The sequence below is a fragment of the Nocardioides fonticola genome, from assembly GCF_039536805.1.
GTDB classification, from domain to species: Bacteria; Actinomycetota; Actinomycetes; order Propionibacteriales; family Nocardioidaceae; genus Nocardioides; species Nocardioides fonticola.
The window spans coordinates 1-26,646 of record NZ_BAAAZH010000032.1 but is presented as its reverse complement, the minus strand read 5'-3'; the positions used below and the strand labels follow the sequence as shown (position 1 = coordinate 26,646).

Genomic DNA, 26,646 nt, shown 5'->3' with positions numbered 1-26,646 from the left:
AGCGCCCCATCCGCCGCAGCCGTAGCCGACGCGCCCCCAGCGCGTTGATGCGGTGGGAGAGCCGCTCGGGAGGGCGGCATGCAGGAGGGAGTGGCGACATGGTCCTCGCCGTCGTGGTGTTCATCTGCGCGCTGTGCTGCCTGGTCACGCGACCGGCCGCGCCGGCGGCTCGGCGTCGCCGGGAGCAGGCGGCGGCCCGCCGTCGCCTCGAGCACATCCGGCGCGATCCGGCCGAGGTCGGTCCGGGCGACGTCGAGTCCGCTCTGGCAGCCGCCGGGATCGGCCCCTTCGACGTGGCCCTCGTGATGCTGCACGCCGAGCGACGCATGCTCAGCCCCCTCATGCTCTGGTCGCTCATCGAGCGCTTCGGCGCACGGGTGACCGCCATCGCCGTGGTCGCCGAGACCTCGATGGGCGAGCTGGCCGCGCACCTGATGCGCGACCGCACCCCCGACGCCGAGGCGCTGGCGGTCTTCGCGGCCGCCAACGGCCTGAGCGCCGCCGTCTGCGGCTCTGCGGCCGACCCGGGATCCTCCGTCCGGTCGACCGGTCATGGTCCGTTCTGACCATCGCCCCTGATCACCTCGGCAGCCCCGCCCGCGTCCGGTCGTGGGTGTCGTGTGCGGCGTCCGATGCCGAGACTGGGAGGTCACACCCCACGTCCGGGGAGGACCCCCCGCCGGCGCCAGCCGGACTCCTCGCCGGACGCCACGGAAGGAGGGGTCGTGGACACGGTCGTCCTCATCGCGGTTCTCGCCGTCACCGCCGGAGTCCTCGTCGGCGTCGCTGCTCCGCGGCGCACGCGTGACCGCCGCCGGGACGACGACCGACGGCTGCGTCTGCTCGAACGGTTCCCCGAGCGCGTCAACAGCGCCGATCTCGACCGGCTGTTCCGGGCCCTGGAGTTCCCGGACGACGAGATCCGCATGCTCCTCGACAAGGCCCGCGATCGCGAGATCACGCCCTTCACGATGTGGATGTGGACCCGACGCTTCGACGTCCACACCCTCGCGGTCGTCCTCGCCGCCGACCTCACCCACCAGCACCTGGTGGAGCACCTCGCGGCGGGCACCCTGCCCGATCTCGACGAGCTGCGGGTCTTCGCGGCGCTCAACGGGCTCACGATGACGGGCCGCGCGGGTGCGGCTCAGCCGACCCAGGCGACCCGCTCCGCTCAGTCGGCCCCCGCGGTGTCTCGACCGCGGCAGGTCGACGATCCCCCGATCGCCGACCTGCCGATCATCCACGAGCCCGGTACGTGGCCAGGGGCGGCCTGAACGTCCGTCCTCGCGGATCGGTCTTTCCGGGAGACCGGGTCCTCCTCCCCCGAGCAGGTCCCGGTCTCCCGCAGCCGCCGGCCCCGTCGCTCGAGGCGACCGTGGCTCCGAGCCGACGGCTGCGTCAGCGGTCCGAGAGCGTGCGCTGCGCCCTCGGAAGCGCGACGTTCGGTGTGTCCGGCGGCCGCCTCAGGCGGCGCCGGCGGCCCGCTGGGCCCGCTTGGCGTTGAGCTCGTCGCCCGCCAGGAGGGTCTCGCACCGGCCGCAGAGCACGGTCCCGGACTCGTGCTCCGACTCCTCGTGCTCGGCCTCGTGCTCGGCCTCGTGCTCGGTGTGCTGCTCGACGGCAGCCTCGACGGTCGCGTCGACCGCGGCGTCGGCCTCGACCGACATCTCGGGCTCGACCGAGACCTCGGCCTCGGCGACCGGGACGCTCGGGCCGTCGGTGGCATCGACGGCGGCGTCACGGGCGGTACGGGTGGCGCGGCGCGAGAGGTAGGCCTCGGTATGGCGACCGGGCGCGCGGCGATTTCTGCGGAACATGGCTCGCTCCTAGAGATGGGGTCCAGCGGTGGTACCGCTCACCAGAACCCGGTTTGTGGCATCCGGGTTACGCCTCGGAGCAAGGAAACTGGTGTGTCCTGAGAACCCGGGTCGCGAGACCCGGGAAGAACGCCGTTCGGGGGGCCCGATGCCCCGGGCCCGGGGGCCATGTGTCCCGCCGCGAGGAGACCTGGGTCACCAGCCCCGGGCGCGCCACTCCGCCAGGTGCGGCCGCTCGGCGCCCAGGGTCGAGTCGCCGCCGTGGCCCGGGTAGAACCACGTGTCATCGGGCAGGGTGCCGAAGATCTTCGTCTCCACCTCGTCGATGAGCTGGGCGAAGGCCGCGGCGTCCCCGAAGGTGGCCCCGACGCCGCCCGGGAAGAGCGTGTCGCCGGTGAACAGGTGCGGGTGCCCGGCGGGATCGCGGAAGACGAGCGCGACGGAGCCGGGGGTGTGGCCGGCGATCGCGATCACCTCCAGCTCCGCCTCGCCGACACGGACGACGTCGCCGTCGCCTACCGTGCGGTCGACCGGCACCCCGGTCTGCTCGGTGATCGCGGCCGCGTCCGGAGCGCCGGCCACCACGCGGGCGCCGGTGGCGGCCACGACGGCGGCGAGGGCCCGGTGGTGGTCCCAGTGCTGGTGGGTGGTCACCACCGTCGCCACCCCGGCGTGCCCGATGAGGTCGAGGAGGGTGGCGGCGTCGTCGGCGGCGTCGATGAGCGCCTGCTCTCCCGTGCGCGTGCAGCGCAGCAGGTAGCAGTTGTTCGCCATCTTCTCGTCGACCGCGAGCTTGGCGATCGTCAGACCGGTCAGCTCGCGGACGGCGGGGGCGCCGCCGGGGGAGACGTCGCCGGTGTAGGTCGCAGGGAAGTCGCTCACGATGCTCCGATCGAAGAGGTGCCGCGGGAATCCGGCGCGGGCGGACGGCGTTGCCCGGACGCTGGCGGACGCCGGCGAACGCCGACGGACAGGGCCGTGGCCGTGGCCGACGGCCCGGGTGTGGAGGCCGATGCCGCGCCTTCGTGGTCACCGTAACGTGATTGTCGGCGGCCCGTGGCACGGTGGCACGGCATGCCCCCTAGGATGGCGAACACCTGTTCGAAACCGAATCGACGACGCGAGGACGACCCTGTGGCAGACCAGCTGATCATCCGTGGCGCGCGTGAGCACAACCTCCGCGACGTCTCGCTCGATCTGCCCCGCGACTCCCTCATCGTCTTCACCGGGCTCTCCGGGTCGGGCAAGTCCTCCCTGGCCTTCGACACCATCTTCGCCGAGGGGCAGCGCCGCTACGTCGAGTCGCTCTCGGCCTACGCCCGACAGTTCCTCGGCCAGATGGACAAGCCCGACGTCGACTTCATCGAGGGCCTCTCGCCGGCGGTCTCGATCGACCAGAAGTCGACCTCCCGCAACCCGCGCTCGACCGTCGGCACGATCACCGAGGTCTACGACTACCTCCGCCTGCTCTACGCCCGCGCCGGCCGTGCCCACTGCCCGACCTGCGGTGCCCCGATCGAGCGCCAGACGCCGCAGCAGATCGTCGACCGGCTCCTCGCCCTGGAGGAGGGGCGGCGCTTCCAGGTGCTCGCACCGGTGATCCGCGGTCGCAAGGGCGAGTACGTCGACCTCTTCCGGCAGTTGCAGGCCCAGGGATTCTCCCGAGCGCGGGTCGACGGCGAGATCCACCCGCTCGACGCGCCGCCCACCCTCGACAAGCAGAAGAAGCACACGATCGAGGTCGTCGTCGACCGGCTCGCGGTCAAGGAGTCGGCCAAGCGGCGCCTCACCGACTCCGTCGAGACGGCCCTGGGCCTGGCCGGCGGACTCATCGTCATCGACTTCGTCGACCTCGACGCCGCCGACCCCGGCCGCGAGCTGAAGTTCAGCGAGAAGATGGCCTGCCCCAACGACCACGCCATCGACACCGACGAGCTCGAGCCGCGTTCCTTCTCCTTCAACTCGCCGTTCGGGGCCTGCCCGGCCTGCAGCGGCCTGGGCACCCGCATGGAGGTCGACCCCGAGCTCGTCGTCCCCAACCCGTCGGCCACCCTCGGCGAGGGTGCCATCTCACCATGGAGCCACGCCCACATCGCCGACTACTTCCTGCGTCTGCTCGCGGCGTTGGGCGAGGAGCTCGGCTTCGACCTCAACACCCCGTGGGAGGACCTCCCCGCCCGGGCGCAGCGCTCGATCCTCGACGGCCACGGCTCGAAGGTCCACGTCGTCACCCGCAACCGCTACGGCCGCGAGCGGGCCTACTACGCCGACTTCGAAGGGGTGCGCTCCTACGTCGAGCGGCGCCACCGCGAGGCCGAGTCCGACACCAGTCGCGAGCGCTTCGAGGGCTTCATGCGCGAGGTGCCGTGCCCCACCTGCCGCGGGTCGCGGCTCAAGCCGGTGTCGATGGCGGTCACCCTCGGCGAGCGGGCCGCTGGCGGGCTCAACATCGCCGAGGTGTGCGCCCTGCCGATCAGCGAGGCGTCGGCCTACCTCGAGGCCCTCGAGCTCAGCGCCCGTGAGCGCCAGATCGCCGAGCGGGTGCTCAAGGAGATCCAGGAGCGGCTCCGCTTCCTCCTCGACGTCGGCCTCGACTACCTCTCCCTCGACCGGCCCTCCGGCTCGCTCTCGGGCGGCGAGGCGCAGCGCATCCGGCTCGCCACCCAGATCGGTGCCGGCCTCGTCGGGGTGCTCTACGTCCTCGACGAGCCCTCCATCGGGCTGCACCAGCGCGACAACCAGCGCCTCATCGAGACCCTCGTCCGGCTCAAGGAGCTCGGCAACACCCTCATCGTCGTCGAGCACGACGAAGACACCATCCGCGTCGCCGACTGGGTCGTCGACATCGGCCCCGGCGCCGGCGAGCACGGCGGTCGGGTCGTGCACTCCGGTCCGGTCAAGGAGCTCTACGAGCACCCCGACAGCCTCACCGGTCAGTACCTCTCGGGCCGGCGCGAGATCCCGGTGCCCGAGGTCCGCCGTCCGCGTACCAAGGGGCGCGAGCTCAAGGTCCTCGGCGCCCGCGAGCACAACCTGCGCGACGTCGACGTCGCCTTCCCGCTCGGGGTGTTCGTGGCCGTCACCGGCGTGTCCGGATCCGGCAAGTCCACCCTCGTCAACGACATCCTCTACACCTCGCTGGCCAAGCAGATCTACAACGCCCGCGCGATCCCGGGGCGGCACCGTGCGATCACCGGTCTCGAGCACGTCGACAAGGTCATCCACGTCGACCAGTCGCCGATCGGCCGCACGCCGCGCTCCAACCCCGCCACCTACACCGGCGTCTTCGACCACGTCCGCAAGCTCTTCGCCGCCACCCCCGAGGCGAAGATGCGGGGCTACCAGCAGGGGCGCTTCTCCTTCAACGTCAAGGGCGGACGCTGCGAGGCCTGCGCCGGCGACGGCACGTTGAAGATCGAGATGAACTTCCTCCCCGACGTCTACGTGCCCTGCGAGGTCTGCCACGGGGCCCGCTACAACCGCGAGACCCTCGAGGTGCACTACAAGGGCCGGACCATCGCCGAGGTCCTCGACATGCCGATCGAGGAGGCCGTGGAGTTCTTCGCCGCCGTCCCGGCGATCGCCCGGCACCTGAAGACCCTCGTCGAGGTCGGCCTGGGCTACGTCCGGCTGGGGCAGCCCGCCACCACCCTCTCCGGTGGCGAGGCGCAGCGGGTCAAGCTGGCCGCCGAGCTCCAGAAGCGGTCTACGGGGCGCACGGTCTACGTCCTCGACGAGCCGACCACCGGCCTGCACTTCGAGGACATCCGCAAGCTGCTGCTCGTGCTCGGCCGCCTGGTCGACCAGGGCAACACCGTGCTGGTGATCGAGCACAACCTCGACGTCATCAAGACCGCCGACTGGATCGTCGACATGGGGCCCGAGGGCGGCTCGCGCGGCGGCACCGTGGTCGCCGAGGGCACGCCCGAGCAGGTCGCGGAGGTGCCCGAGAGCCACACCGGTCGCTTCCTCGCGCCGCTGCTCGCCGGCCGCGAGGCTCGGCAGCCCACCCGCCTGCGGCCGGCCGACGAGGCGCCGGCGCCTGCTCGGGCCACCCGGCGCCAGGCGGCCACCCAGCAGGCCAACGCCCGTGCCGCCGCCCGCTCGGGCGCAGCCTCCGGTGGCGCGACGACGGCACCGGCGAAGAAGACCGCGTCGGCCACGACGGCGAAGAAGGCGACGGCGAAGAAGGCGACGACGAAGGGTGGCACCCGGTCCTAGCGCGGCGGCGCCAGGGTCGGAGAACCGCGGATCCTCGACCCTGTGAGGCCGATCCGGACGCCGGGTACTCTCTCGCTTTCAACTACCGCCTCATCCGCCGTCCCACCCGACGAGAGGTCCGACATGTCCGATCAGCACCGCCCCGCCGTCCCTGCTGCGCTCACCCGGCGCCGCACCCTGACCGGGGCTGCCGGCCTCGGCGTGGCCCTGCCGCTCCTCGCCGCCTGCGGGTCCGACGACTCCGGCTCCGACGCCGGCGCCGACGCCGGTTCCGGCGCGGGCGACAGCGGCACGGGCGGGTCCGGCTCCGCCATCGCGACCAGCGACATCCCGGTCGGGGGCGGCGAGATCATCGCCGACGCCGGTGTCGTGGTCACCCAGCCGACCGAGGGCGAGTTCAAGGCCTTCTCCGCCACCTGCACCCACACCGGCTGCCAGGTCGGGTCGGTGAGCGACGGCAAGATCATCTGCCCCTGCCACGGCTCGCAGTTCTCCATCACCGACGGCTCGGTCCTCCAGGGCCCGGCGAGCAGCCCGCTCGCCGAGCAGACCGTCACGGTCGCCGGGGGCGAGATCACCCTCGGCTGACGCCCCGGTCCGCCACCGGGCCGCCCCCGGGCCGGCACTGGGCCGGAAAGTGGGACTGTCGGTGCCGCTACGTAAGGTGAAGCCGTGTCCGTCCCGTACCGCCCCGAACCGGGGTCGATCCCCACGAATCCCGGGGTGTACCGGTTCCGTGACGGACGCGGTCGGGTCATCTACGTGGGCAAGGCCAAGAGCCTGCGCGCACGGCTGTCGTCCTACTTCCAGGACGTCGCGAACCTCCATCCCCGCACGGCGACGATGGTCCACACCGCGGCGAGCGTGGAGTGGACCGTCGTCAACACCGAGGTCGAGGCGCTCCAGCTCGAGTACTCCTGGATCAAGGAGTTCGACCCGCGCTTCAACGTCAAGTACCGCGACGACAAGTCCTACCCGTGGCTGGCGGTCACCGTCGGGGAGGAGTACCCGCGGGTGATGGTCGGCCGCGGTGCCAAGCGCAAGGGCACCCGGTACTTCGGCCCCTACAGCCACGCGTGGGCGATCCGCGAGACCGTCGACATCCTCCTGCGTGTCTTCCCGATGCGCTCGTGCAGCAGCGGGGTGTTCAAGCGGTCGTCCCAGGTCGGTCGTCCGTGTCTGCTCGGCTACATCGACAAGTGCTCGGCCCCCTGCGTGGGTCGGGTCAGCGCGGAGGAGCACCGCGCGATCGTCGACGACTTCTGCGATTTCATGGGCGGTCGCACCCAGGCGTTCCTCAGGCGCATCGAGCAGGAGATGCTCGCCGCCTCCGACGCCTTGGAGTTCGAGCGTGCCGCGCGGTTGCGCGACGACCTCGGCGCGATGCACCGGGCGCTGGAGAAGCAGGCGGTCGTCCTCGGCGACGGCGCCGACGCCGACGTCATCGCGTTGGCCGAAGACCCCCTCGAGGTCGCCGTCCAGGTCTTCTACGTCCGCGGCGGTCGCATCCGCGGTCAGCGTGGGTGGGTGGCCGACCGCGTCGAGGAGGGCGAGACCGCCGAGCTCGTCGAGCACTTCCTGCTCCAGCTCTACGCCAGCGAGTCCGACAGCATCCCGCGCGAGGTCCTGGTGCCGGCCCTGCCGCCCGATGCCGAGACCCTCGAGGCCCTGCTGAGCGACCTGCGTGGCGCCAAGGTCTCGATCCGGGTCCCGCAGCGCGGCGACAAGCGCACGCTCCAGGAGACCGTCGCCCAGAACGCCCAGCAGGCGCTGGCCCTGCACAAGACCAAGCGCGCCAGCGACCTGACCACCCGCAGCAAGGCCCTGGAGGAGATCCAGGAGGCCCTCGAGCTCGACGAGGCGCCGCTGCGCATCGAGTGCTACGACATCTCCAACCTCCAGGGCACCGAGGTGGTGGCCTCGATGGTCGTCTTCGAGGACGGCCTGGCCCGCAAGAGCGAGTACCGCCGCTTCGTCATCAAGGGCGTCGACGGCCAGAACGACGTCGCCTCGATGCACGAGGTGATCACCCGGCGGTTCCGCCGCCTGCTCGACGAGCAGGCCCGGTCGGCGACGGTCGAGGGCGAGTCGGGCCCGATGCTGGTCGATCCCGAGACCGGTCGGCCCCGCAAGTTCGCCTACGTGCCCGGGCTCGTGGTCGTCGACGGCGGTCCGCCCCAGGTGGCCGCCGCGCAGCGGGCGCTCGACGAGCTCGGCATCGACGACGTCCCGGTCTGCGGCCTGGCCAAGCGACTCGAGGAGGTCTGGGTGCCGGGGGAGGAGGACCCCGTGATCCTCCCGCGCACCTCCGAGGGGCTCTACCTGCTCCAGCGCATCCGCGACGAGGCCCACCGCTTCGCCATCGGCCACCATCGCTCCCGGCGCAGCAAGACCATGGTCGAGAGCGCCCTCGACGACGTCCCCGGTCTGGGAGAGGTCCGCCGCAAGACCCTGCTCAAACACTTCGGGTCGCTCAAGAAGCTGCGCGAGGCCAGCGTCGAGGAGCTCGTCCTGGTGCCCGGCATCGGGGAGCGCACGGCGCTCGCCATCAAGGACGCCGTCGCGACGGCGTCCGCGACCCGCAAGACTGTCTCCGTCAACACCGCCACCGGTGAGATCGAGGAGTCATGAGCATCGACCACATCGGCGACCCGGGCCCGCTCGTCGTCGTCACCGGCATGACCGGCGCCGGCCGCTCGACCGCGGCGAAGGAGCTGGAGGACCTCGGCTTCTACGTGGTCGACAACCTCCCGCCGAGCCTGCTGCGCGACGTCGTCCGCCTCGTCGACGAGAGCCGCGGTCGCAGCCAGCCGATCGCCGTGGTCGTCGATGTGCGCTCCGGTTCCTTCTTCGACTCCCTCCAGGCCAACCTCGCCCAGGGCGACACCGGGCGCACCGCCACGCTGCTGTTCCTCGAGGCCACCGACGAGGTCCTGGTCCGTCGTCAGGAGGCCGCTCGGCGGCCGCACCCGCTCCAAGGGAGCGGGCGCCTGCTCGACGGGCTCCACCGCGAGCGCGCGGTCCTCGCCGACCTGCGTGGCGACGCCGACCTCGTCATCGACACCTCCTCGCTCAACGTGCACCAGCTCACCGATCGCATCGCCGAGGCGTTCGGCTCGCCCGACAGCACGGGGTTGCGCATCCGCGTCGTCAGCTTCGGGTTCAAGTACGGCATCCCGGTCGACGCCGACTTCGTCGCCGACATGCGGTTCCTCCCCAACCCGCACTGGATCCCCGAACTGCGGCCCGGCACCGGTCGCGACCCGGAGGTCTCCTCCTACGTGCTCTCGCGCGACGGCGCTGCGGAGTTCCTCGACGGCTACGTGCCGGTGCTCGCGGGTGTCGCGGGCGGCTACCTGCGCGAGGGCAAGCGCTTCATGCGCATCGCCGTCGGGTGCACCGGCGGCAAGCACCGCTCGGTCGCGATGACCGAGGAGATCACCCGTCGGCTTCAGGAGCTCGGGTTCGCCGCGACCGCCACGCACCGCGATCTGGGGCGGGAGTGAGCGCCCCGGTCGAGCCCGGTCCCCTCGAGCGTGCCCAGTCGGTGGTGGCGCTCGGGGGTGGTCACGGTCTGTCCGCCACCCTGCGCGCTCTGCGTCGGCTGCATGCCGACCTCGTTCTCGACGAGCTGACGGCCGTCGTCACCGTCGCCGACAACGGCGGTTCGAGCGGTCGGCTCCGCGGCGAGTTCGGGGTGCTCCCGCCGGGCGACCTGCGGATGGCCCTCGCAGCGCTGTGCCAGGACGACGACTGGGGCGACACCTGGGCCGGCGTCCTGCAGCACCGGTTCGCCGGCGACGGCGAGATGAACGGGCACGTCGTCGGCAACCTGCTCATCGTGGCGTTGTGGGAGCAGCTCGGCGACCACGTGCGCGCCCTCGACCTCGTCGGCGACCTCCTCGGCGCGGTCGGACGGGTGCTGCCGATGGCCCTCACCCCGCTCGACATCCGCGCGGAGGTCCGCGGCATCGACGCCGCCGACCCCGACGCCGTCACGGTCGTGCGGGGTCAGGTGGAGGTCGCGACCACCGACGGCGTCATCGCCTCGGTGGCCCTCGAGCCCGCCGATCCGACGCCGTGCCCCGAGGCGATCGCGGCGATCGCCGACGCCGACTGGGTGGTGCTCGGCCCGGGCTCGTGGTTCACCTCCGTCATCCCGCATCTGCTCGTGCCGGCGATGCGCGATGCGCTGATCACCACCGCGGCCTCGGTGATCCTGGTGCTCAACCTCGAGCAGCAGGACGGCGAGACACCCGGCTTCAGCCCGGGCGACCATCTCGCTGTGCTGTCCGAGCACGCCCCCGATCTCAAGATCCACACCGTCGTCGCCGACCGGGCCGGGGTCGGCAACGACCTCGAGGAGCTCGCGCACCTGGTCTCGGCCTTCGGCGCCCAGCTGGTCGTCGACGACGTCGCCATGGCCGACGGCTCCGCCCGTCACGATCCCGAGCGGCTCGCTGCGGTCTTCGAGCGCGTCATGACCGCCGGCGTCCGCTGAGCCCCACCTCGAGGTGTCCGCGCGGCGGGCGCCGGCGGGTCCGCACCCGACCCCCGGGGTGCCGAGGGTGATTGACGGATGTGTGAGGATCGGCCTATGGCGATGACGGCGCAGGTGAAGGCGGAGCTGGCCAGCACGCAGATCACGAAGCCGTGCTGTCGCAAGGCCGAGGTCGCCACCATCTTCCGCTTCGCCAACGGCCTGCACCTGGTCAACGGCCGCATCGTGCTCGAGGCCGAGCTCGACACCGGAGCCGCCGCCCGGCGGCTGCGCAAGGACATCGCCGAGGTGTACGGCCACCAGTCCGACGTCGTGATGGTGCAGGGCAACGGACTGCGCAAGGGCACCCGGTACGTCGTCCGGGTCGTGCGCGACGGCGAGGCCCTCGCCCGCCAGACCGGGCTCGTCGACAACCGCGGTCGGCCGGTGCGCGGTCTCCCGCCTGCGGTCGTGGCGGGCGGCAGCTGCGACGCCGTGGCGGCCTGGCGCGGCGCGTTCCTGGTGCACGGCTCCCTCACCGAGCCGGGGCGTTCGTCCTCGCTGGAGGTCACCTGCCCCGGCCCCGAGGCCGCACTGGCCCTCGTCGGCGTCGCCCGCCGCCTCGGCATCCAGGCGAAGGCGCGGGAGGTGCGCGGCGTCGACCGCGTCGTCATCCGCGACGGCGACGCGATCGGCCAGCTGCTGACCCGGCTCGGCGCCCACGAATCGCTCATGGCATGGGAGGAGCGCCGCATGCGGCGCGAGGTCCGGGCCACCGCCAACCGCCTCGCCAACTTCGACGACGCCAACCTGCGCCGTTCGGCGCGGGCCGCCGTCGCGGCGGGCGCGCGGGTCGAGCGGGCCATGGAGATCCTCGGCGAGGAGGTGCCCGATCACCTGCGGATGGCCGGCACCCTGCGGCTCGAGCACAAGCAGGCCAGTCTCGAGGAGCTCGGCCAGCTGCACGAACCGGTGCTCACCAAGGACGCCATCGCCGGACGCATCCGGCGCCTGCTCGCGATGGCCGACAAGCGGGCCGAGGAGCTCGGCATCCCCGACACCGAGGCGTCGTTGACCCCCGAGCTGCTCGGCGAGGACTCCTGACCGGAGGGCTGGTCGGCCTCAGCCGATCCGCCACAGGATCGCCTCGTGGTCCGATCCGCCGCGGCCGAGCCGCTGGCGCGTGGCCAGCCCGTCCCGGACGACGGCCGCGTCGACCCCGGCGCCGGTGACGTACCGCGCTCCGATGCCGGCCGCATACTCCTGGCCTGACGCCCCGGGTGGCTGGGTGAGGGTCTGGTTGCGGTCGCCGAGCTCGACGTAGGTCTCCCGCCGCCCGGCCCGCGAGGTCGCGAAGTCCCGGAGCATCGCGCTCTCCTCCCGGTAGCTGTCGGTGTTGACCCGGGGCATCGGCACCCGGTGCACCGCGATCAGCAGATAGGCGCGACCGCCGTGGTCGAGCCCGACGTAGGGGAACACCCGTCCGTGCCGGTCCCGCCGTTCGGGCCCACGCCACGGCAGGTCGTGGCGCAGGAACCCGCGCTCGGTGACGTCGAGGTCGGGGCCGCGACGCACCAGCACGACGACGTCATGGGCCTCCGGTGCGCCGGACGTCGTGTCGTAGACGACCCGCCACTCCTCGCCGAACGCGGTCGCGATGTCGCGGGCGTGTCCGTAGACCTCGTTGAGGGTCGCGACGTCGGGACCGTGCTCGGCCAGCCAGGCCTGGAGTCGATCACGCACCGCAGGGAAGGGCCGGCCGACCTTGATGTTCCACGAGAGCACGGTCAGTCCCGGGTAGGTCTCGGGTGGCCTCCGGTCCGCCTCGGCCGGCGTCGTCACGTCGGCTCCGTCGTGGAGATCCGCTTGACCACGATGGGGTCGACGTCGCTCTCGTACCGCCCACCGGCCGGTCGGACCTCGAAGTGGAGATGTGGGCCCGAGACCTTCCCGGTCGCACCGGTCTCCCCGACCACGGTTCCCGGCCGGACCCGCTGGCCGACTCGGACCCGCGTGCGCGAGAGGTGGCAGAAGCCGAGGTCGCGACCGCCGGTCGAGCGCACTACGACGATCGTTCCGTACGGCCAGCCCCACGATCCGCCGCCCTCGCTCGCCTGCACCACCTCGCCCCAGACCGGGGAGATCGCGAGGGAGCCGACGACGCAGGCGTGGTCCTCGCCGGTGTGTCGTCCGGCGTCGTAGTTCGAGTCCTTCACGCCCCACGGATAGGTGACGGGCAGCGGCTCGAGGGTGCGCGCATCGAGCGCGGGTTCGATCAGGGCGCCGGACCGTCGTCGGCGGATCGTGCTCCGTTCGAGCGGGGTCGGGATGATGCCCATCGCACGGGCCTCCTGTCCGGGCTGGGGGATCGGCGCGGTGCGCCGCCGGCATGGGGGGCGGGTGGACGCCGAGCTGCTCGGCCGTCTCCACGCTGCCGGGTCGGCGCCGGCGTCCGCCACCCCGGTGCGGACCGGCCTCGACACCCCCGGGGGTATATAGGCACCCTGGTGGGTTGGCCCGCGGCACGGCGCCCGCAGGCGGCGCCCGCCACCGCCGCCGCGCGGGCGGCGCGCCGTGACGAGGGTTACTCGCACGTACCGCGGGACATCCCACCGGGCCGGGGTGTCGGTGCCGGTAGGGTCGGCGCCGGATCGATCGAGTCCTTGATCGGTTCCCACACGCCATACAACCCCCGTCGAGGAGCAGCAGTGACCGTTCGCGTAGGTATCAACGGCTTCGGCCGGATCGGCCGGAACTTCTTCCGCGCCGTCCAGGCCGCCGGTGCGGATGTCGAGATCGTCGGCATCAACGACCTCACCGACAACAAGGTGCTGGCCCACCTGCTCAAGTACGACACGATCCTGGGCGTCCTCGGCGAGGACGTCGAGGCGACGGACGACGCCATCGTCGTCGGCGGCCGCACCATCAAGGTGAGCGCCGACCGCGACCCCGCGAACCTCGCCTGGGGCGACCTGGGTGTCGACGTCGTCGTCGAGTCCACCGGCTTCTTCACCGACGCGACCAAGGCGAAGGCCCACGTCGACGCCGGTGCGAAGAAGGTCATCATCTCCGCGCCCGCCTCCAACGAGGACATCACCGTCGTCATGGGCGTGAACCACACCCAGTACGACCCGGCCGCGCACACGGTCATCTCGAACGCGTCCTGCACCACCAACTGCCTGGCCCCGATGGCCAAGGCGCTCAACGACGCGATCGGCATCAACAAGGGCCTGATGACGACGGTGCACGCCTACACCGCCGACCAGAACCTCCAGGACAACATCCACAGCGACCTGCGCCGCGCCCGCGCCGCCGCGCTCAACATCGTGCCGACCTCGACCGGTGCCGCGAAGGCCATCGGCCTCGTGCTGCCCGAGCTCAAGGGCAAGCTCGACGGCTACGCGCTGCGCGTGCCCACCCCGACCGGCTCGCTCACCGACCTCTCCTTCGAGGCCTCGCGCGAGACCTCGGTCGAGGAGGTCAACGAGGCCGTCAAGGCGGCCGCCGACGGCAAGATCCTCAAGTACTCGACCGCGCCGATCGTCTCCTCCGACATCGTCACCGACCCGGCGTCCTGCATCTTCGACGCCCCGCTCACCAAGGTGATCGGCAACCAGGTCAAGGTCGCGGGCTGGTACGACAACGAGTGGGGTTACTCCAACCGTCTCGTCGACCTCATCGCCTACGTCGGCGAGACCCTCTGATCGTGGGGGAGTACGCCGGCCTGGGCGACGTCAGCGGTAAGCGCGTCCTCGTCCGTTCCGACCTGAACGTGCCGCTCGACGCCGAGCGCACCATCACCGACGACGGCCGCATCCGTGCCAGCGTCCCCACCATCCGCGCGCTGGCCGAGGCCGGCGCGCGGGTGGTGGTGGTCGCGCACCTCGGCCGTCCGAAGGGCGCACCGGAGGAGCGGTACTCGCTCGCGCCGGTGGCGACCCGTCTCGGTGAGGTGCTCGGCGCGCCCGTCGCCTTCGCCGGCGACACCGTCGGGGAGTCCGCCCACGAGGTCGTGGCCGGGCTCGCCGACGGCGAGGTCGCCCTGCTGGAGAACGTCCGATTCAACCCGGGCGAGACCAGCAAGGACGACGCCGAGCGCGGCGCCTTCGCGCGCCAGCTCGCCGAGCTGGCCGACGCCTTCGTCTCCGACGGCTTCGGTGTCGTGCACCGCAAGCAGGCGAGCGTCTACGACGTCGCCCAGTTGCTGCCCTCGGCGATGGGTGCCCTGGTCTCCACCGAGATCGGCGTCCTGCGCCGGCTGACCGAGGAGCCCGCGCGTCCCTACGTCGTCGTGCTCGGCGGCTCGAAGGTCTCCGACAAGCTGGGCGTCATCGACAACCTGCTCGGCAAGGCCGACAAGCTGCTCATCGGCGGCGGCATGGTCTTCACCTTCCTCGCGGCCCAGGGGCACGAGGTCGGCAAGAGCCTGCTCGAGGTCGACCAGCTCGACACCTGCCGCGAGTACCTGAAGCGGGCCGAGGAGTCCGGCGTGCAGATCCTGCTGCCGGGCGACATCGTCGTCGACACCGAGTTCCCGGCCGGCGAGCGCACGCCGCAGCCGGTCGTCGTGCCGGCCTCGCAGATCCCGGCCGACTCCCTGGGCCTCGACATCGGCCCGGCCTCGGCCGCCGACTTCGCGGCGGCGCTCGCCGACGCGCAGACGGTCTTCTGGAACGGTCCGATGGGCGTCTTCGAGGTGCCGGCGTTCGCCGACGGCACCCGGGTGGTCGCCGAGGCGCTCACCCGCACCCGCGACCACGGCGGCCTCTCGGTCGTCGGTGGCGGCGACTCCGCCGCCGCCGTGCGCACGCTCGGCTTCGACGAGTCGACCTTCGGCCACATCTCGACCGGTGGCGGTGCGTCGCTGGAGTACCTCGAGGGCAAGGAACTGCCCGGCATCACGGTCCTGGAGGGCTGACGCATGGCTGCATCCGCACGCACGCCGCTCATGGCGGGCAACTGGAAGATGAACCTCAACCACCAGGAGGCCGTGCACCTGGTGCAGAAGCTGGCCTGGACGCTCTCGGACAAGCGCCACGACTACGCCAAGGCCGAGGTCGTCGTCATCCCGCCCTTCACCGACCTGCGGTCGGTGCAGACGCTCGTCGACGGCGACCGCCTCGCCGTGAAGTACGGCGCGCAGGACGTCTCGGTGCACGAGTCCGGCGCCTACACCGGCGAGATCTCCTCGGGCATGCTGGCCAAGCTCGGGTGCTCCTACGTCGTCGTCGGGCACTCCGAGCGGCGCGAGTACCACGCCGAGACCGACGCGATCGTCAACGCCAAGGCCCACCGGGCCCTGGGCGACGGCATGACGCCGATCGTCTGCGTTGGCGAGGGCCTCGAGGTGCGCCAGGCCGGGGAGCACGTGGCGTACACGCTCGCCCAGGTCGACGGCTCCCTCGCGGGCTTCACCCCCGAGCAGGTCGCCGGCCTCGTCGTGGCCTACGAGCCCGTCTGGGCGATCGGCACCGGCGAGGTCGCCACGCCCGACGACGCGCAGGAGGTCTGCTCGGCCATCCGGGCCCGCATCGCCGAGACCCACGGCGCCGACGCCGCCGCCGGACTGCGCATCCTGTACGGCGGTTCGGTGAAGGCCGCGAACGTCGCCGGCATCATGGCCAAGGACGACGTCGACGGCTGTCTGGTGGGCGGCGCGAGCCTCCAGGCCGACGAATTCGGCGGCATCTGCCGGTTCTACGACATGCCGGCGCTGTGACCCGGCCGGCGTGACATAGGATTCCCGACTGTGGAACTGCTCTTCACGATCGTCCTGGTCCTGGCCAGTGTGCTGATGATCCTCCTGGTGCTCCTGCACAAGGGCCGCGGTGGCGGCCTCTCCGACATGTTCGGCGGTGGTGTCTCCAGTTCGTTGGGCGGTTCGTCCGTCGCCGAACGCAACCTCGACCGCCTCACGGTCGGCATCGGCGTCATCTGGTTCGCCTGCGTCGTCGCACTGGGTCTCCTCAAGGCCTACTGACGCGCGCGGCGTTCGGGCGCCGCACCCACCCCCGCCGTACACCGTCGTCCGGCGTCCGACTTCCCCACGTCCGACGGGTCGCCCCACGCGACCCGCCCCCCTTCCGATGAGGAGAGACCGCCATGGCCGGTGCAGGGAACGCCATCCGTGGTAGCAGGGTCGGTGCCGGCCCCATGGGCGAGGCGGAGCGCGGCGAGGCCGCACCCCGCCAGGCGATCAGCTACTTCTGCTCCAACGAACACCGCTCGGTGGTGACCTTCTCGGTCGAGGCCGCGGTGCCCGACTCCTGGGACTGCCCCAAGTGCGGGCTGCCGGCCGGTCGCGACGCCGAGAACGCGCCGCCGGCCCCGAAGATCGAGCCGTACAAGACGCACCTGGCCTACGTGAAGGAGCGGCGCTCGGACAAGGAGGCGGCCGAGATCCTCGACGAGGCCCTCGCCCTCCTCCGGTCGCGCCGCAAGTCCGGCGACCTGATCTTCTGAACCCCCACAACCCCGCATGCACAAACATGCGGGGTTGTGTATAGTCATGCATATGGGTACGGGAGCACGGATCGCGGTCGCGGGCGCCAGCGGCTACGCCGGCGGTGAGATCCTCCGTCTCCTGCTCGGGCACCCGGGGGTTGAGATCGGGGCCCTCACCGGCGCCTCGAACGCCGGCACCGCGCTCGGCGAGCTCCAGCCCCACCTCGTGCCGTTGGCCGACCGGGTGCTGGAGCCGACCACGGCCCAGGTGCTCGCCGGCCACGACGTCGTCTTCCTCGCACTGCCGCACGGTCAGTCCGGTGCGGTGGCCGCCGAGCTCGGCGACGACGTCGTCGTCATCGACTGCGGTGCCGACTTCCGGTTGCGCGACGCGGGGGAGTGGGCGCACTACTACGGCGGCGAGCACGCCGGCACCTGGCCCTACGGCCTGCCCGAACTGCCCGGCCAGCGCGAGCAGCTCGTCGGTGCGCGGCGGATCGCCGTCCCGGGCTGCTACCCGACCGTCTCGACCCTCGCACTCGCCCCGGCGGTCGCGGCCGGCCTGGTGACCCCGGACGTCGTCGTCGTCGCCGCCTCCGGCACCAGCGGCGCCGGCAAGGCGGCCAAGCCCCATCTGCTGGGCAGCGAGGTCATGGGCAACCTCAGCGCCTACGGCGTCACCACCCACCGCCACACCCCCGAGATCGCCCAGAACCTCGGGCTGCTCACCGACGCCGACATCTCGGTGAGCTTCACCCCGGTGCTCGCGCCGACGCCGCGCGGCATCCTGGCCACCGCGAGTGCTCCGCTCGCGCGCGACCTCACCACCGAGGAGGCGCACGCCGTCTACGCGGCGGCCTACGCCGACGAGCCGTTCGTGCACATGCTCCCCGCGGGCCTGTGGCCCCAGACCCAGTCGGTGATCGGCTCGAACGCCGTCCAGATCCAGGTCGCCGTCGACACCCGCGCCCGACGACTCATCGCCGTCGGCGTCGTGGACAACCTCGCGAAGGGCACGGCCGGCGGCGCGATCCAGTGCATGAACCTGGCCCTCGGTCTGCCCGAGACCACCGGCCTGAGCTCCGTCGGCCTGGCGCCCTGACGCCGCCGACGCCCACCGACAGGATCCGATCATCATGAGCATCACCCATCCCCAGGGCTTCCGGGCCGCCGGCGTGGTCGCCGGCCTGAAGTCCACCGGCGCGAAGGACCTCGCGCTCGTCGTCAACGACGGCCCCACCTTCGACTCGGCCTCGGTCTTCACCAGCAACCGCTGCAAGGCCAACCCCGTGCTGTGGAGCCAGGAGGTCGTCAAGGACGGCGTCGTCAAGGCCGTCGTCCTCAACTCCGGCGGCGCCAACTGCTACACCGGCCCCGACGGCTTCCAGACCACCCACGCGGTCGCCGAGCAGGTGGCCGCGCGCGTCGGCATCGGCGCCATCGACGTCGTCGTCTGCTCGACCGGCCTCATCGGCCTGGCGAACGACCGCGGTGCGCTGCTCGCGGGCGTCGACGCCGCCGCCGAGCAGCTCGCCGCCGACGGGGGAACCGCCGCCGCCGAGGCGATCATGACCACCGACTCGGTGAGCAAGCAGGTCGTCGTCGAGGGGGCCGGCTGGTCGATCGGCGGCATGGCCAAGGGCGCGGGCATGCTGGCCCCGCAGCTGGCCACGATGCTCGTCGTCCTCACCACCGACGCCGTGGTCCCCGCCGCGGAACTCGACGCCGCGCTGCGTGCCGCGACGCGGGTCTCCTTCGACCGGCTCGATTCCGACGGCTGCATGTCGACCAACGACACCGTCACCCTGCTGGCCAGCGGCGCCTCCGGCATCACGCCCACACCGGCCGACTTCACCGCGGCGCTCACGCAGGCCTGCACGGACCTCGCGATGCAGCTGCTCGCCGACGCCGAGGGCGCCGACCACGAGATCGCGATCACCACCGTCAACGCCGCGAGCGAGGACGACGCCGTCGCCGTGGGCCGCAGCGTCGCCCGCAGCAACCTCTTCAAGGCCGCGATCTTCGGCAACGACCCCAACTGGGGCCGGGTGCTGGCCTCGATCGGCACCACCGACGCCGTCTTCGACCCCGCCGACCTCGACGTCGCCATGAACGGCGTCTGGGTGTGCCGCAACTCCACCCCGCACGCCGACCCGGCGACCGTCGACCTGAAGCCGCGCTCGGTCAGCGTGACGATCGACCTCAAGTCGGGCGACCACCGGGCGACGGTGTGGACTAACGACCTCACCCACGCCTACGTCCACGAGAACAGCGCGTACTCCTCATGATGTTCAGCGAAGTCCAGCCCGCCGACCCGGCCAAGGCCGCGGTCCTCGCCGGGGCGCTGCCCTGGCTCAAGCGCTACCACGGCCGCATCGTGGTGGTGAAGTACGGCGGCAACGCGATGACCGACGAGACCCTCAAGCGCGCGTTCGCCGAGGACGTCGCCTTCCTGCGCTTCGTCGGCTTCAAGCCGGTCGTCGTGCACGGCGGCGGCCCGCAGATCTCGCAGATGCTCGACAAGCTCGGTATCGAGTCGGAGTTCCGCGGCGGCCTGCGCGTCACCACGCCCGAGGCCATGGACGTCGTCCGGATGGTGCTGGTGGGTCAGGTGCAGCGCGAGCTCGTGGGTCTGATCAACGAGCACGGCCCGCTGGCCGTCGGCCTCTCCGGCGAGGACGCCGGTCTCTTCACCGCCGAGCCCACCAACACCGTCGTCGACGGCGAGGAGGTCGACCTCGGTCTGGTCGGCGAGGTCAAGCAGGTCCGCCCCGAGGCGGTGCTCGACCTGATCGAGGCCGGTCGCATCCCGGTCGTCTCCAGCGTCGCGCCCGACGAGCGCGGCCTGGTGCACAACGTCAACGCCGACACCGCTGCCGCAGCCCTGGCGGTGGCCCTCGGCGCGGAGAAGCTGCTCGTGCTCACCGACGTCGAGGGGCTCTACCGCGACTGGCCGCACAGCGACGACGTCATCTACGAGATCAGCCCGCAGGCGTTGGCCGAGCTCATCCCGACGCTGGCCAGCGGCATGGTGCCGAAGATGACCGCGTGCCTCCAGGCCGTCCAGCAGGGCGTGCCCCGCGCGACGGTCGTCGACGGCCGCGAGCCCCACGCCGTCCTGCTCGAACTCTTCACCGACGAAGGTGTCGGCACCCAGGTGCTGCCCGGCGTCCAGACCAAGATCCGCAAGGCGCGGCAGAAGGCGGTCACCAAGTGAGCGACCAGAGCGGTCTCGAGCAGACCTACGGCGAGCGGTACGCCGCCAGCCTGATGAACACCTTCGGCGCCCCGAAGCTCGTGCTGACGCGCGGCGAGGGCCCCTACGTCTGGGACGCCGACGGGCGGCGCTACCTCGACCTGCTCGGCGGGATCGCCGTCAACGCCCTGGGCCACGGCCATCCGGCGCTGGTCGACGCGGTCACCACGCAGCTCTCGACGCTCGGCCACATCAGCAACTTCTTCACGAGCGCGCCGCAGGTCGAGCTCGCCGAGGCTCTGGTGCGCCTGCTCGACGCCGACGCCCCGGCGAAGGTCTTCTTCACCAACTCCGGCACCGAGGCCAACGAGGCCGCGTTCAAGCTCACCCGGCGCACGGGACGTACCCGCATCGTGGCCGCCGAGGGCGCCTTCCACGGCCGCACGATGGGCGCGCTGGCGCTCACCGCGAAGGCCGCGTACCGCGAGCCGTTCGAGCCGTTGCCCGGCGAGGTCGTGTTCGTCCCCTACGGCGACGCCGAGGCGCTGGCCGCCGCGGTCGACGACACCACGGCCGCGATCGTCCTCGAGCCGATCCAGGGCGAGGCCGGCGTCGTCGTCCCGCCGGAGGGCTACCTCGCCGCCGCGCGGCGCATCGCCGACGAGCACGGCGCGCTGCTGTGGTTCGACGAGATCCAGAGCGGCATGGGCCGCACCGGTCACTGGTTCGCCCACCAGCACCCGGCCATCGGCGGTGTCACCCCCGACGTCGTCACGCTGGCCAAGAGCCTGGGCGGCGGGTTCCCGATCGGCGCCCTCATCGGCATCGGCCGCGCGGCCGAGCTCTTCGAGCCCGGCAACCACGGCACCACGTTCGGCGGCAACCCGGTCGCGTGCGCTGCCGGCCTCGCGGTCATCGGCGTCATCGAGAACGCGGGTCTGCTCGAGCGGGTCGCCGTCCTCGGTCAGAAGATCCGCGACGGCCTGGCCGCCGACCCCCGGGTCGTCGAGGTCCGCGGCGAGGGCCTGCTGATCGGCCTCGACCTGGTCGCGGAGTCCAGTGCCGCGGTCGCCGCGGCCGCCCAGGACGCCGGGTTCATCGTCAACGCCCCGACGCCGACCCGCATCCGGCTCGCCCCGGCCTACGTCCTCACCGAGGACGACGTCGACTCCTTCCTCGCCGCCTGGCCCGGCATCCTCGACGCCGCCGGGGTGACGGCATGACGGGCACGCTGCGCCACCTCCTCGCCGACGACGACCTGTCGCCGGAGGAGCAGGCCGAGGTCCTCGCGCTGGCAGCCGAGCTCAAGGCCGCGCCCTACAGCGTCCGCCCGCTCGAGGGTCCGCAGTCGGTGGCGATGATCTTCGACAAGCCGACCCTGCGCACGCAGGCCAGCTTCGGCGTCGGCATCGCCGACCTCGGCGGCCACCCGATGCTCATCGACGGCGCCCTCGCGGGCATCGGCGTCCGCGAGTCGGTCTCCGACGTCGCGCACGTGCTCGGGCGGCAGGTGTCCGCCATCGTGTGGCGCACCTACGAGCAGTACAAGCTCGAGCAGATGGCGGAGTTCTCCGGCGTCCCGGTGATCAACGCGCTCACCGACGACTACCACCCCTGCCAGTTGCTCGCCGACCTCCAGACCGTGCAGGAGCACAAGGGCAGGCTCGCCGAGCTGCGGGTCGCCTTCGTCGGCGATGCCGCCTGCAACATGGGCAACTCCTGGCTCCTCGCCGGAGCGACGGCCGGCATGCACGTGCGCCTCAGCGGCCCCGAGGGCTATGTGCCGGCGCCGGCGATGTTCGAGCGCGCGGCCGCGATCGCCGCCACCACCGGCGGATCCGTGGGGTCCGACGCCGATCCGGTCGACGCCGTCACCGGCGCCGACGTCGTGGTCACCGACACCTGGATCTCCATGGGCAAGGAGGACGAGGCCGCCGAGCGCGAGCGGGTCTTCGGTCCGTGGTCGCTGACCGAGGAGCTCCTGGCCCACGCCCAGGACGACGCCATCGTCATGCACTGCCTGCCCGCCTATCGCGGCAAGGAGATCGCCGCCTCGGTGCTCGACGGCCCGCGCAGCGTCGTCTGGGACGAGGCCGAGAACCGCCTGCATGCCCAGAAGGCCGTGCTCACCTGGCTCCTCGCGCGAGGACGGGCGTGACCGTGTCCGAGTTCGCCCTGCGCCCCACCACGAAGAGCGCCCGCCACCAGCTGATCGTCGAGCTGGTCGGGCAGCACGAGGTGCACAGCCAGGGCGAGCTGGCGGTCCTGCTCGCCGAGAGCGGCGTGCGGGTCACCCAAGCCACGTTGTCGCGCGACCTCGTCGAGCTCGACGCCGTCAAGGTGCGCGCACCCAGCGGTGCGCTCGTCTACGCCGTCCCCGGCGAGGGCGGCGACCGCCGACCGGCCGCCCCGGTCGACTCCGCGGCCGCGCGGTCGCGTCTCGCGCGTCTGTGTGCCGAGCTGCTCGTCTCGGCCGACGCCAGTGCCAACCTCGTCGTCCTGCGTACGCCGCCGGGTGCCGCGCAGTTCCTGGCCTCCGCGGTCGACAAGGCCGACTACGCCGACGTCCTGGGCACCATCGCCGGCGACGACACCGTGCTCCTCATCGGACGCGACCCGGCCGGCGGCGACGCCCTCGCCCACCGGTTCACCGAGCTGGCCGACCACTCCACCGACGTCCATGACGTCGCCCCGATCGCAGCACCGCACATCGAGTCAGATCACGACATGAAGGAACGCCCGTGAGCAAGGTCCTCACCTCCCTGCCGAAGGGGGAGCGCGTCGGCATCGCGTTCTCCGGCGGCCTCGACACCTCCGTCGCCGTCGCCTGGATGCGCGACAAGGGTGCGGTGCCCTGCACCTACACCGCCGACATCGGGCAGTACGACGAGCCAGACATCTCCGGCGTCCCGGCGCGCGCCCTCCAGTACGGCGCCGAGATCGCGCGTGCGGTCGACTGCCGTCGTCCGCTGGTCGAGGAGGGCCTGGCGGCCTTGGCGTGCGGTGCCTTCCACATCCGTAGCGGCGGCCGCGCCTACTTCAACACCACCCCGCTGGGCCGCGCCGTCACCGGCACGATGCTGGTGCGCGCGATGCACGAGGACGGCGTCGACATCTGGGGCGACGGGTCGACCTTCAAGGGCAACGACATCGAGCGCTTCTACCGCTACGGCCTGCTCGCGAACCCCGAGCTGCGCATCTACAAGCCGTGGCTGGACGCCGAGTTCGTCACCGAGCTCGGCGGTCGCGCCGAGATGAGCCAGTGGCTCGTCGAGCACGGGCTGCCGTACCGCGACTCCCAGGAGAAGGCGTACTCCACCGACGCCAACATCTGGGGCGCCACCCACGAGGCGAAGACGCTCGAGCACCTCGACGTTTCGCTGGAGACCGTCGAGCCGATCATGGGCGTGCGCTTCTGGGACCCCACGGTCGAGATCGCCACCGAGGACGTCACCATCGCCTTCGAGGCCGGCCGCCCGGTCGCCATCGACGGCGTCCGGTACGACGACCCGGTCGCTCTGGTGCACCAGGCCAACGCGGTCGGCGGGCGCCACGGGCTCGGCATGTCCGACCAGATCGAGAACCGCATCATCGAGGCCAAGTCCCGCGGCATCTACGAGGCGCCGGGCATGGCGCTGCTGTGGATCGCCTACGAGCGGCTGCTCAACGCGATCCACAACGAGGACACGCTGGCCAACTACCACGCGGAGGGACGCCGTCTCGGCCGGCTGCTCTACGAGGGCCGGTGGCTCGACCCGCAGGCGCTGATGCTGCGCGAGTCGATCCAGCGGTGGGTCGCCTCCCTCGTCACCGGCGAGGTCACCCTGCGGCTGCGCCGCGGCGAGGACTACACGATCCTGCGCACCGACGGACCCGCCTTCTCCTACCACCCCGACAAGCTGTCGATGGAGCGCACCGAGAACGCCGCCTTCGGTCCGACCGACCGCATCGGCCAGCTGACCATGCGCAACCTCGATATCGCCGACTCCCGCTCGAAGCTCGAGCTGTACGCCGCCCAGCCGCTCGACCAGGGCCAGGTGCTCGTCGAGCACGGCACGCTCTTCGGCGAGCTCCCCGCCGGCGGCGCCGAGCAGATCGCCTCGAACCCGCAGGCCGACGGCGAGCACGTCGAGGTGCTCGACAGCGCGGCCATGGAGTTCGGGACCGACTGATGGGGGAGCTGCGCGCGACCAACGAGGGCAAGCTGTGGGGCGGCCGCTTCGAGGGCGGCCCGTCCCCGGAGCTCGAGGCGCTGTCCCGGTCCACCCACTTCGACTGGCGGCTCGCGCTCTACGACATCGCCGGGTCCCACGCCCATGCGAAGGCACTGGGCGCGGCGGGTCTGCTGACCGCCGAGGAGGAGAACGAGCTCCACCGCGGGCTCGACGTCCTCACCGAGGCCTTCACCTCCGGTCGCCTGCAGCCGGCCGCCTCCGACGAGGACGTCCACGGCGCCCTCGAGCGGCTGCTCATCGAGGAGGTCGGGCCGGAGATCGGCGGCAAGCTGCGGGCGGGGCGTTCGCGCAACGACCAGATCGCGACGCTGTTCCGCTGCTACCTGCTCGACCACGCCCGGGTCGTGGCCGGCCTCGTGCTCGACCTCGTCGATGCGCTCGCCGGTCAGGCCGAGGCGCACCTCGGCGCGATCATGCCGGGCCGCACGCACCTCCAGCACGCACAGCCGGTGCTGCTCTCCCACCACCTGCTGGCCCACGCGTGGTCGCTGCTGCGCGACGTCGACCGGCTGGGGGATTGGCAGGACCGCGTGCGACCCGACTCGCCCTACGGGTCTGGTGCCCTGGCCGGCCAGAGCCTGGGTCTCGATCCCGTGCTGGTCGCCGCCGAGCTGGGCTTCACCGGCTCCAGCGCGAACTCGATCGACGGGACGGCGTCGCGCGACTTCGTCGCGGAGTTCGCGTTCGTCTGCGCCCAGATCGGCGTCGACGTCTCGCGCCTGGCCGAGGAGATCATCGTCTGGGCGACCCGCGAGTTCGACTTCGTGACGCTCCACGACTCGTGGTCGACCGGGTCGAGCATCATGCCGCAGAAGAAGAACCCCGACATCGCGGAGCTGGCCCGGGGCAAGAGCGGGCGCCTCATCGGCAACCTCGCCGGCCTGCTCACCACGCTCAAGGCGCTGCCGTTGGCCTACAACCGCGACCTCCAGGAGGACAAGGAGCCGGTCTTCGACTCCCTCGACACCCTCGAGGTGCTGCTGCCCGCGTTCACCGGCCAGGTCGCCACCCTCACCTACAACACCGAGCGCATGGCCGAACTCGCGCCGCAGGGCTTCTCGCTCGCCACCGACATCGCCGAATGGCTGGTGCGGGAGGGGACGCCGTTCCGCATCGCGCACGAGCTGGCCGGCGCGTGCGTGCGTGCCGCCGAGGCCAAGGGCACCGAGCTCGACGGCCTGACCGATGCGGAGTTCGCCGCCATCTCGCCCCTGCTCACGCCGCAGGTGCGCCTGGTGCTGACCGCGCAGGGGTCGGTGGAGTCCCGCAACGGCCGGGGCGGCACCGCACCGGTCCGGGTGGCCGAGCAGCTCGAGGAGCTGAGGACGGTCGCGAAGGCGGCCCGTTCGCGCCTGGGCTGAGATGGACCTCGCCAGTGCCCTGAGCCGGCCGGCGCCCGACGTGGCGCCGGACCTGCTCGGGGAACTGCTGCATCACGGCGGCGTCACCCTGCGCATCACCGAGGTGGAGGCGTACGGGGGAGCCGACGATCCGGGTTCCCACGCCTTCCGTGGCCGGACCGCGCGCAACGGCACGATGTTCGGGCCCGCCGCGCGGATGTACTGCTACTTCACCTACGGCATGCACGTATGCAGCAACGTCGTCACCGGGGCGGACGGCGAGGGGTGCGGCGTCCTGATCCGCGCCGGCGAGATCGTCGACGGGCTGGACCTGGCCCGCTCACGACGACCGGGTGCGAGCGATCGCGACCTGGCCCGGGGGCCCGCACGGCTAACCCGGGCGCTGGCGATCACGCTCGAGCACGACGGCACCGACCTCGCGGCGGGAGAGGTGAGGCTCGAACTGCAGCCGACCCCGACGTCTCGCGTGCGTACCGGTCCGCGCGTCGGTCTGCGAGCTGCACCGGACAGACCGTGGCGCTTCTGGATCGAGGGCGATCCGACGGTCTCGAGCTACCGTCCGGCAGCCCCGATCGGACGCCGCCGACGGCCGGATCGAGCGTGAAGGGGGGCCGATTTGGCGCCCCCGCAACCCTCGTGTAACTTTCTCGTCGTCGCCGAGAGCGGCCCGCGGAGCAGGGGCGGACAGCCCCGAAGAACCGCGAGTCGTCATGTGCGGCCCGGCTCAGCCCGGAGGGTCCGACGTCAAGTTGACTCGCCGAAGAGGGTCAGGTAAGTTTCTGCAGGTTGCCCCGGCGGCACTCCGCGAGGAGTGAGGCGGGAAGCGTCTGATTCTTGAGAACTCAACAGTGTGTTTGGATAGTCGACGAATTAGTTTGATGCCCTGTCG

At 72.0% G+C, this 26,646-nt stretch carries 26 protein-coding genes; 22 read left to right on the top strand and 4 right to left on the bottom strand.

From position 1 onward, the window contains the following. The first annotated feature begins 98 nt into the window (after positions 1-98). Positions 99-566 (top strand): hypothetical protein, encoded by a 468-nt coding sequence (locus tag ABD671_RS19720; RefSeq protein WP_344735189.1) that lies wholly within the window; start codon positions 99-101, stop codon positions 564-566. Between the two features lie 159 nt (positions 567-725). Next, a complete protein-coding gene (locus ABD671_RS19715; RefSeq protein ID WP_344735188.1) occupies positions 726-1,277 on the top strand; it encodes a hypothetical protein in 552 nt (183 codons plus the stop codon). Positions 1,278-1,466: 189 nt separating this feature from the next. Here ABD671_RS19715 and ABD671_RS19710 read toward each other — a convergent pair whose 3' ends face one another. Together ABD671_RS19710 and ABD671_RS19705 are read right to left on the bottom strand one after the other, a co-directional pair. Further along, a complete protein-coding gene (locus ABD671_RS19710; RefSeq protein ID WP_344735187.1) occupies positions 1,467-1,820 on the bottom strand; it encodes a hypothetical protein in 354 nt (117 codons plus the stop codon). 195 nt (positions 1,821-2,015) lie between these two features. Further along, positions 2,016-2,702: an MBL fold metallo-hydrolase gene (locus ABD671_RS19705; protein ID WP_344735186.1), complete on the bottom strand. Its 687-nt coding sequence runs from the start codon at positions 2,700-2,702 to the stop codon at positions 2,016-2,018. Between the two features lie 252 nt (positions 2,703-2,954). Between ABD671_RS19705 and uvrA the strand changes: the two genes are divergently transcribed. From uvrA to whiA, 6 genes are all read left to right on the top strand, one after another. After that, entirely contained in the window at positions 2,955-6,041 is a 3,087-nt protein-coding gene (gene uvrA / locus ABD671_RS19700; protein WP_344735185.1) for an excinuclease ABC subunit UvrA, read from the top strand. A gap of 123 nt (positions 6,042-6,164) precedes the next feature. Beyond that, positions 6,165-6,629: a Rieske (2Fe-2S) protein gene (locus ABD671_RS19695; RefSeq protein ID WP_344735184.1), complete on the top strand. Its 465-nt coding sequence runs from the start codon at positions 6,165-6,167 to the stop codon at positions 6,627-6,629. An 84-nt stretch (positions 6,630-6,713) separates the two neighbouring features. Then, complete coding sequence (uvrC, locus tag ABD671_RS19690; RefSeq protein ID WP_344735183.1) at positions 6,714-8,672, top strand: excinuclease ABC subunit UvrC; 1,959 nt, start codon at positions 6,714-6,716, stop codon at positions 8,670-8,672. Next, on the top strand, positions 8,669-9,547 hold the full coding sequence (gene rapZ, locus ABD671_RS19685) for an RNase adapter RapZ (RefSeq protein ID WP_344735182.1): 879 nt from the start codon (positions 8,669-8,671) through the stop codon (positions 9,545-9,547). Before uvrC ends, rapZ begins: the two co-directional genes overlap by 4 nt. Beyond that, positions 9,544-10,542 carry a gluconeogenesis factor YvcK family protein gene (locus ABD671_RS19680; RefSeq protein WP_344735181.1) on the top strand — a complete coding sequence of 333 codons (999 nt, stop codon included), beginning with the start codon at positions 9,544-9,546 and terminating at the stop codon, positions 10,540-10,542. The genes rapZ and ABD671_RS19680 overlap by 4 nt, the downstream gene beginning before the upstream one ends. Positions 10,543-10,638: 96 nt before the next feature. Then, positions 10,639-11,625, top strand: coding sequence for a DNA-binding protein WhiA (gene whiA, locus ABD671_RS19675; protein WP_344735180.1), 987 nt, complete (start codon positions 10,639-10,641; stop codon positions 11,623-11,625). An 18-nt stretch (positions 11,626-11,643) separates the two neighbouring features. On the opposite strand, the gene ABD671_RS19670 is transcribed toward whiA, so the two are convergent. Further along, on the bottom strand, positions 11,644-12,363 hold the full coding sequence (locus ABD671_RS19670) for an endonuclease/exonuclease/phosphatase family protein (RefSeq protein WP_344735179.1): 720 nt from the start codon (positions 12,361-12,363) through the stop codon (positions 11,644-11,646). Then, positions 12,360-12,860 (bottom strand): M23 family metallopeptidase, encoded by a 501-nt coding sequence (locus ABD671_RS19665; RefSeq protein WP_344735178.1) that lies wholly within the window; start codon positions 12,858-12,860, stop codon positions 12,360-12,362. The genes ABD671_RS19670 and ABD671_RS19665 overlap by 4 nt, the downstream gene beginning before the upstream one ends. Positions 12,861-13,229: 369 nt before the next feature. Between ABD671_RS19665 and gap the strand changes: the two genes are divergently transcribed. From gap to ABD671_RS19595, 14 genes are all read left to right on the top strand, one after another. Then, positions 13,230-14,225 carry a type I glyceraldehyde-3-phosphate dehydrogenase gene (gap, locus tag ABD671_RS19660; RefSeq protein ID WP_344735177.1) on the top strand — a complete coding sequence of 332 codons (996 nt, stop codon included), beginning with the start codon at positions 13,230-13,232 and terminating at the stop codon, positions 14,223-14,225. Between the two features lie 2 nt (positions 14,226-14,227). Next, the gene (locus ABD671_RS19655; protein WP_344735176.1) at positions 14,228-15,439 is read left to right on the top strand and encodes a phosphoglycerate kinase; all 1,212 of its coding nucleotides are present in this window, start codon (positions 14,228-14,230) and stop codon (positions 15,437-15,439) included. A 3-nt stretch (positions 15,440-15,442) separates the two neighbouring features. Further along, the gene (tpiA, locus tag ABD671_RS19650; protein ID WP_344735175.1) at positions 15,443-16,240 is read left to right on the top strand and encodes a triose-phosphate isomerase; all 798 of its coding nucleotides are present in this window, start codon (positions 15,443-15,445) and stop codon (positions 16,238-16,240) included. Between the two features lie 30 nt (positions 16,241-16,270). Next, positions 16,271-16,501 (top strand): preprotein translocase subunit SecG, encoded by a 231-nt coding sequence (gene secG / locus ABD671_RS19645; protein ID WP_344735174.1) that lies wholly within the window; start codon positions 16,271-16,273, stop codon positions 16,499-16,501. Positions 16,502-16,623: 122 nt separating this feature from the next. Beyond that, positions 16,624-16,983, top strand: coding sequence for an RNA polymerase-binding protein RbpA (locus ABD671_RS19640; RefSeq protein WP_344735173.1), 360 nt, complete (start codon positions 16,624-16,626; stop codon positions 16,981-16,983). Positions 16,984-17,029: 46 nt separating this feature from the next. Further along, complete coding sequence (gene argC, locus ABD671_RS19635) at positions 17,030-18,067, top strand: N-acetyl-gamma-glutamyl-phosphate reductase (RefSeq protein ID WP_344735172.1); 1,038 nt, start codon at positions 17,030-17,032, stop codon at positions 18,065-18,067. A gap of 34 nt (positions 18,068-18,101) precedes the next feature. After that, positions 18,102-19,253, top strand: coding sequence for a bifunctional glutamate N-acetyltransferase/amino-acid acetyltransferase ArgJ (gene argJ, locus ABD671_RS19630; RefSeq protein WP_344735171.1), 1,152 nt, complete (start codon positions 18,102-18,104; stop codon positions 19,251-19,253). Next, positions 19,250-20,182: an acetylglutamate kinase gene (gene argB, locus ABD671_RS19625; RefSeq protein ID WP_344735170.1), complete on the top strand. Its 933-nt coding sequence runs from the start codon at positions 19,250-19,252 to the stop codon at positions 20,180-20,182. The genes argJ and argB overlap by 4 nt, the downstream gene beginning before the upstream one ends. Further along, positions 20,179-21,384: an acetylornithine transaminase gene (locus tag ABD671_RS19620; protein WP_344735169.1), complete on the top strand. Its 1,206-nt coding sequence runs from the start codon at positions 20,179-20,181 to the stop codon at positions 21,382-21,384. The genes argB and ABD671_RS19620 overlap by 4 nt, the downstream gene beginning before the upstream one ends. Continuing rightward, positions 21,381-22,319, top strand: coding sequence for an ornithine carbamoyltransferase (gene argF / locus ABD671_RS19615; RefSeq protein WP_344735168.1), 939 nt, complete (start codon positions 21,381-21,383; stop codon positions 22,317-22,319). The genes ABD671_RS19620 and argF overlap by 4 nt, the downstream gene beginning before the upstream one ends. A 2-nt stretch (positions 22,320-22,321) precedes the next feature. Further along, positions 22,322-22,906 (top strand): arginine repressor, encoded by a 585-nt coding sequence (locus tag ABD671_RS19610; protein WP_344735312.1) that lies wholly within the window; start codon positions 22,322-22,324, stop codon positions 22,904-22,906. Then, positions 22,903-24,333: an argininosuccinate synthase gene (gene argG / locus ABD671_RS19605; protein ID WP_344735167.1), complete on the top strand. Its 1,431-nt coding sequence runs from the start codon at positions 22,903-22,905 to the stop codon at positions 24,331-24,333. The genes ABD671_RS19610 and argG overlap by 4 nt, the downstream gene beginning before the upstream one ends. Next, complete coding sequence (argH, locus tag ABD671_RS19600) at positions 24,333-25,757, top strand: argininosuccinate lyase (RefSeq protein WP_344735166.1); 1,425 nt, start codon at positions 24,333-24,335, stop codon at positions 25,755-25,757. The genes argG and argH overlap by 1 nt, the downstream gene beginning before the upstream one ends. Position 25,758: 1 nt before the next feature. Continuing rightward, on the top strand, positions 25,759-26,361 hold the full coding sequence (locus ABD671_RS19595; protein ID WP_344735165.1) for a DNA-3-methyladenine glycosylase: 603 nt from the start codon (positions 25,759-25,761) through the stop codon (positions 26,359-26,361). Positions 26,362-26,646: the final 285 nt, after the last annotated feature.